General features: G+C 41.0%; 5 protein-coding genes and 1 pseudogene. 1 reads left to right on the plus strand and 5 read right to left on the minus strand.

Annotated features, from left to right (window positions below):
* Window positions 1-122: 122 nt before the first annotated feature.
* The 3 genes and pseudogenes from RU93_RS11715 to RU93_RS11725 form a co-directional block, all read right to left on the minus strand.
* Window positions 123-344 (minus strand): annotated as a pseudogene (locus RU93_RS11715) (transposase); the annotation flags it as partial.
* Window positions 310-816, minus strand: coding sequence for a Gfo/Idh/MocA family protein (locus tag RU93_RS11720; protein WP_281246341.1), 507 nt, complete (start codon window positions 814-816; stop codon window positions 310-312). The gene RU93_RS11720 and the pseudogene RU93_RS11715, both read right to left, overlap by 35 nt.
* A gap of 1 nt (window position 817) precedes the next feature.
* Window positions 818-1,693: a sugar phosphate isomerase/epimerase family protein gene (locus RU93_RS11725; RefSeq protein WP_071875814.1), complete on the minus strand. Its 876-nt coding sequence runs from the start codon at window positions 1,691-1,693 to the stop codon at window positions 818-820.
* A gap of 111 nt (window positions 1,694-1,804) precedes the next feature.
* On the opposite strand from RU93_RS11725, the gene RU93_RS11730 reads away from it, so the two are divergent.
* Entirely contained in the window at window positions 1,805-2,692 is an 888-nt protein-coding gene (locus RU93_RS11730) for an AraC family transcriptional regulator (protein WP_071875815.1), read from the plus strand.
* 85 nt (window positions 2,693-2,777) lie between these two features.
* Here RU93_RS11730 and RU93_RS11735 read toward each other — a convergent pair whose 3' ends face one another.
* Together RU93_RS11735 and RU93_RS11740 are read right to left on the minus strand one after the other, a co-directional pair.
* A complete protein-coding gene (locus tag RU93_RS11735; protein WP_071875816.1) occupies window positions 2,778-4,547 on the minus strand; it encodes a family 43 glycosylhydrolase in 1,770 nt (589 codons plus the stop codon).
* 92 nt (window positions 4,548-4,639) lie between these two features.
* Window positions 4,640-5,377, minus strand: a complete 738-nt coding sequence (locus RU93_RS11740) for a GH39 family glycosyl hydrolase (RefSeq protein ID WP_245785420.1) — start codon at window positions 5,375-5,377, stop codon at window positions 4,640-4,642.
* Window positions 5,378-5,447 lie beyond the last annotated feature (70 nt).

Below are 5,447 nucleotides of genomic sequence, written 5' to 3' on the forward strand. Positions count from 1 at the left end.
TTATCTTTTACACAATTATATGGACTTTATCAATAAGTATACTCTATTGTTCAAAAATAAAATAAGGGAGGGGAGCGTCAATAATTTTGTGTAAATAACTCGTCCTTCTGCAAAATAATGGGTTACTCAGTAAACATTGAAGCTAATGTATCCGTCACTTGTTGGAAGCCTTTATGGCTTCTATTTAAGAATTTTTGATTGTATGTATCAAAGATGGATACTAGGAAACGCTCTAGTGATTCTTCATTTTGAAACTGCTCTTTTCTGCGGCTGTATTTCTTGATTTGTTTATTGAAAGATTCGATTAAATTAGTTGAGTAAATGCTTCGGCGGATACCAGTTGGTGATGATCCAGTTGGTCCGACGCAATTCACCGATTTGACCGGATTCTACGAGTTCTTTTGCCTTTTGATAAGTTGGGTTCATCCGTTGGTTATACACCAAAGACAAGGACAGTTCTGGATGTTTTTCTGATTCTTCAATCATTTCCCGAACTTTTTTCGTATACACCCCAGCCGGTTTTTCTACTAAGACATGTTTGCCTGCTTGCAAACCTTTAATGGCAATCACAGGATGATCATAGTGGGGCGTAGAGATAATGATTGCGTCCACTTCTGGATCTGCCAACAAGTTATCCACATCATCATATAATTTGAATTGATCCCCGTATTGTTCCTGGATACGGTCCAATTTTTCTGGATTGCTATCACACAATGCCACCAATTCAGCGTTTTTTAATTCACCACCTAAGACATTGCGCATATGAAAGGAGCCGATATTACCGACGCCGACGATACCGATTTTTACTGTTTCCATGTTAGTTCCACTCCTGACCCATGTTTTCCACAAGGATTTTTTTCAATACATTACTAGCGACAGTGAACAGTTTTTCACCATCGGATTTTGTTTCTTCAATGGAGACGCCCTCTTTTTCCAACGCCGCAAAGCCATCAAAAATTGACAAATGGGGTTCCAAGGAAGCAAAGCCTGTAAAGCCGTTTGCCACAAGTGCCCGCAAGACAGCTTCCACTTGCCCATCGCCAAGTCCAGCCGGTGTGACTTTATGATCTGCGAAATGGGCATCTTTAATGTGCATATAGCCAATTTCATCTTTTAATAATTCATAGGCATGGGGATAGACTTCCACATCACATTGGACAAAGTTGGCCGGATCAAAGGCCGCTTTGACTTGTGGATTGTTCAGTTCGGTCAAAAGTTTGGCACAATGTTCTGGAATATCTCCGTAAATGTCTTTTTCATTTTCATGAAGCAAGGTAATTTGAGGATAATCTTTGGCTACCTCTAAAAATTGGTTCCATCGCTTCACCACTTCTTCGTGAAAGTCGTCGGCAGGTTTGCCTTCTGGAATGAAGAAACTAAACATCCGGACATAGGGACTTTCAAAAGCTACTGCTACATCGAGAACATGTTTGAATAACGCTAAATGCTCTTCAAAAGGATCCTCAATACTGATTTTACCGATGGGAGAGCCGATGGAAGAAATCTTGATCCCGTTTTCATGGAGTGTTTCTTTGTAAGTAAGTACTTGATCCAGCGTCAATTTACTGACATTGACGCCATTGATGCCTCGGACTTCGATATGGGCAATGCCGTTTTCTTTCAGTCCTTTGATTTGTGTATCTAAGTCACTTGCGATTTCATCTGCGAAACCGGTGATGGTGAAGTTGTTCATTAAATGAACCTTCTTTCTTGTTTTGTTACGGCTATTATACGTACATTTTTAAACAATAAAAACGCTATAATGTGACCCATTTCATGCTAGATGTGATATCATCAGAGAAACTTGCGAAAAAGGAGTGACCCCCCGACGAAACCAGTAGCAACGATTCAAGATCATCTTCATTCAAAAGATTTCGATTTTTATTATAAAGATTCCTGTTTCGAAACCCCCATCACATTTTTACCAGAGTACCACTACCATGATTTTCATGAGATCTATTGTCTATTAGATGGGGAAGTGGATTACTACGTGGAAGATCGTGTCTATCATATGCAACCAGGAAATATCCTGTTAATTCATCATCATGATATCCATCACATGATGCTAACCTTACCTTCTGCCCGTTATGAGCGCGTTTTCTGTTATTTTGACGAATCTTATTTACACCGTTATTCTTCCGCTAAAACAGATTTGACGTTATGCTTTTCCCGTATCAATAACCGCCAAAGTCATTTTTTGCCTACAAGTTTAACCGAAGTTCGACCTTTTATTCAAGATTTACAAAAACATAGTGCCTCTGAAGAATATGGTAGTGACTTGCGCTATACCCAATGTTTTAACGAGTTTCTGCTTTTTCTCAATCAACGCTTTTTAGCTTTGCAAAAAGAAAATACTCCCTTGACGAATAGTAAAGAAAATCATGTTGTTCGCCACGCCATTCACTATATCCAAGACCATTTATCAGAGCCCGTCAAAGTCGAGACCCTAGCCAAAGCCCAGTTTATTAGCCGCGAACACCTTACTAGGGAATTTAAGCGTCATACCGGCTTTAGTCCCCATGCCTACATCCAAAAACGGAAACTGCTCTATGCCAAAGAGCGTTTATTAGAAGGGGCCACAATTACGATTGCCTGCAACGATGCTGGTTTTACTAATTATTCTCATTTTATTAAAGCCTTTAAAAAGGAATTTGAGCTGACTCCTCGTCAATTTCAACAACAAAACCTTTAACAATCTGATTTTGATTGATCCTTTGCAACCCGTGATTCAAAAAAACAGCCCGTGAGTATTTAGTCTCACAGGCTGTTTTTACGCATTATTTTACCTTTACTTTTACTTGCACCAAAGATAACTCAGGATTGACATCCATTGCTTCCGTCATTCCCAAAATTGGCTGTCCATCTACATCAAAATGTACCCGCCGGATACCTGAAGAACGGGGAGCATCGATACCTGGACGTGCATGATAAGTGTTCCAGATATTGCCTTCTTCATCTTCTACATAAGCATTGTGTCCAGGTCCAAATTCTCCTGGAACATTCAGAGAAGTCAACAATGGGTAATTTGATTTTTCCCAGACCGCTGGATTGAGCAAGTCACTGCCAACTTTGGCTTTTAGATACCCCACACAATAGCTACTGTCGACAGCTGCGCCGGAAATGGTTAAATAGATGTCTTCTCCTCGATACAAGGCATAGGGACCTTCATCGACAAAGGTATGATTATTGTCCCATCCATAATCTGGTTTTGCTAAGACTACTGGTTCTGTCAATAATTGCCACGGTTGATCAGGATTGAGCTCCGCAAAATAAATCCACGCACCTAAGTCCACTGGGAAAAACTGACGTTGCGACCAAGCGGCATAGATTCGGCCACTATCTTTAATCACCGTCATATCCAAAGTGATGCCTCCTGTAATCAAAGGCGATCCATCTGCTTTTACGACTTTTTGCGGTCGCTGCCAATCAGCTAGCACCAAGGGATTGCCGCCTTCTTTCAAAGCCATTACGTGGGATTGTTCCTCTTCAAAAGGACCTGGTGTTGCCCCATGGAAAATATACAAACGATCATTAATAATATGAAATTCTGGTGCCCACAAGAGATTGGCAATTTCAGGGTACATCTCGCTATCCAAAATCTTCATCTCTTGGGCAGTAACTAACCCAGCAATCGTCTTGGCTTTACGGATATAGAGGCTACGGTTATCATCATAATCATTCGTGGCAATAAAGTAGTATTCCCCTTGCCATTTGCCGATACAAGGATCCGCGCGATAAGTCGCAATCGGGAAAGAAAAATGTTCCTGATGCACTTGACCCTTTGCTACAAAAGCTTTTTCAGTAGCACTTGCTGGTAAATCAAACCAATCAATTCCGGCTTGGCGACTCGAGCCATCACTATAGCGCAAGGTTGCTTTCATCGTGGTAAGTTCTTCCATGTTTTCAACAACGACTTCATCCGGTAAGTCCACAGCGATATGATGGGGTGTTATCAATTTTTTTTGTAAATAGTCTCCTTGTTCCTCACTAATGGTCAAACTATTCCTCGGAATTGCCCCTTCAATATCCGTTGCTACTTCCAAAAGTGGTTGCCACTGAATGGCAACCTTTTTAGTCTCATCCACATGATCTAAGCTTGGGGTCGTCACTTGATAAGCCTGATCACAGCTATCTAACCACCGGATTTGATACCCTTCATCCGTATAAGCCAATTGAACATCCATCAGAGGCATTTCACTTAGGTGGAGCAAAGGTAGTTCTTGATACTGAATAAAGTTTTCCGTTTCAAAAACTAAAATGCTACCCACACTGGTTTCATCCAACGTTCCATCGGCATTTACCCGAATCCCGATGATGTAAAATTTCTCTTTTCCCTGACAAATCCAAGTTTTTTTAAGGGCTTTTGCTACTAAAAACCCATCTGGTAAAGAATGTGCTTTGGCAAACAAGACCCCAAAGTTTTGATTTAATGGCTGAAACACTCCTGATTCATCTGCCAATGCTAAATGCATCGCCAATCCCAGCCGAGTATCATAAAGCTCTGTTTCTTTAGCTTCTCGTTGATAATTCAATAATTGATAACTCATAATAGCCTCCTAAATATAATAATTGCGAGTAGTTTGATTAGTGGTCCACACACCAATTTTCAAACCCATCAAATCCAAATAAACAAATTTTCTTATCTACCAGCCAAGACTCGTTGATAATCATAGCCTCGATCGGATGTTTGCTTTCTTGGCCGCGCCTCGAAATAATGAACTCCATGAGGCTGTACAGTAAATGAATAGCTGTTAGACGTGACCGTGGTAGTCACTTTTGGCTGAGCAATTTGCTGCAAAAGCGCTCTTTGTTCAGCACTCAAATTGGCTGGCTCTCCCAAATCATGCCAACTTTGCAATGGGTTGGTTGTTTGTTGATCCACCACTTCTGAAGTGATACACCATTTTTCAACCTCTTCTGGGAAATCTAGTTGGAAAGACATCGCTTCAGCTGTTAAATTCCAAAAAACGCCAGCAAAGCGCTCCTTGCCATCTGAAGTTACTATGCCGTGTTCCCCTTTATAAAGACAGTTTTTTTGTAGTTTTTTATAAAAAGCAAAGGTCCAAAAAGTTGGTTTAGGAATATTGCCATTGGCGACTAGCCCAAAACCTCCATGAAACGGTGTGAAGGGAACCCCCATTTCTTCAAAGATATCCCCAAACGTCCAATAAGAATACGAGGCACTGGTTTCTCCTAATCTTGAAAGCAACTGAGCGATATAGGCTGCGTTCAAATTCGTATCATGCAAAGGGCTATCCGGCCGATAAGACGTATTGAACTCCGTAATATGCATCGGCAAGCCACGATATTCTGGATAGTCATCGATAATACTACGGGAAATATCCAACTCAGTCAGGGATTCCTGTGCTTCTCGCAAAGTCACATAGCTATAATGTCCGGCGGTCTCTGGATCAGAAAAGGACTTAGAAACTGATTTACCACACAAT

Source organism: Enterococcus aquimarinus, assembly GCF_001885765.1.
Taxonomy (GTDB): domain Bacteria; phylum Bacillota; class Bacilli; order Lactobacillales; family Enterococcaceae; genus Enterococcus_I; species Enterococcus_I aquimarinus.

Bases quoted from the DNA above. Each gene is read 5' to 3' on its own strand.
- RU93_RS11720 (WP_281246341.1), bottom strand. From the start codon at position 816: ATGGAAACAGTAAAAATCGGTATCGTCGGCGTCGGTAATATCGGCTCC.
- RU93_RS11725 (WP_071875814.1), bottom strand. From the start codon at position 1,693: ATGAACAACTTCACCATCACCGGTTTCGCAGATGAAATCGCAAGTGAC.
- RU93_RS11735 (WP_071875816.1), bottom strand. From the start codon at position 4,547: ATGAGTTATCAATTATTGAATTATCAACGAGAAGCTAAAGAAACAGAG.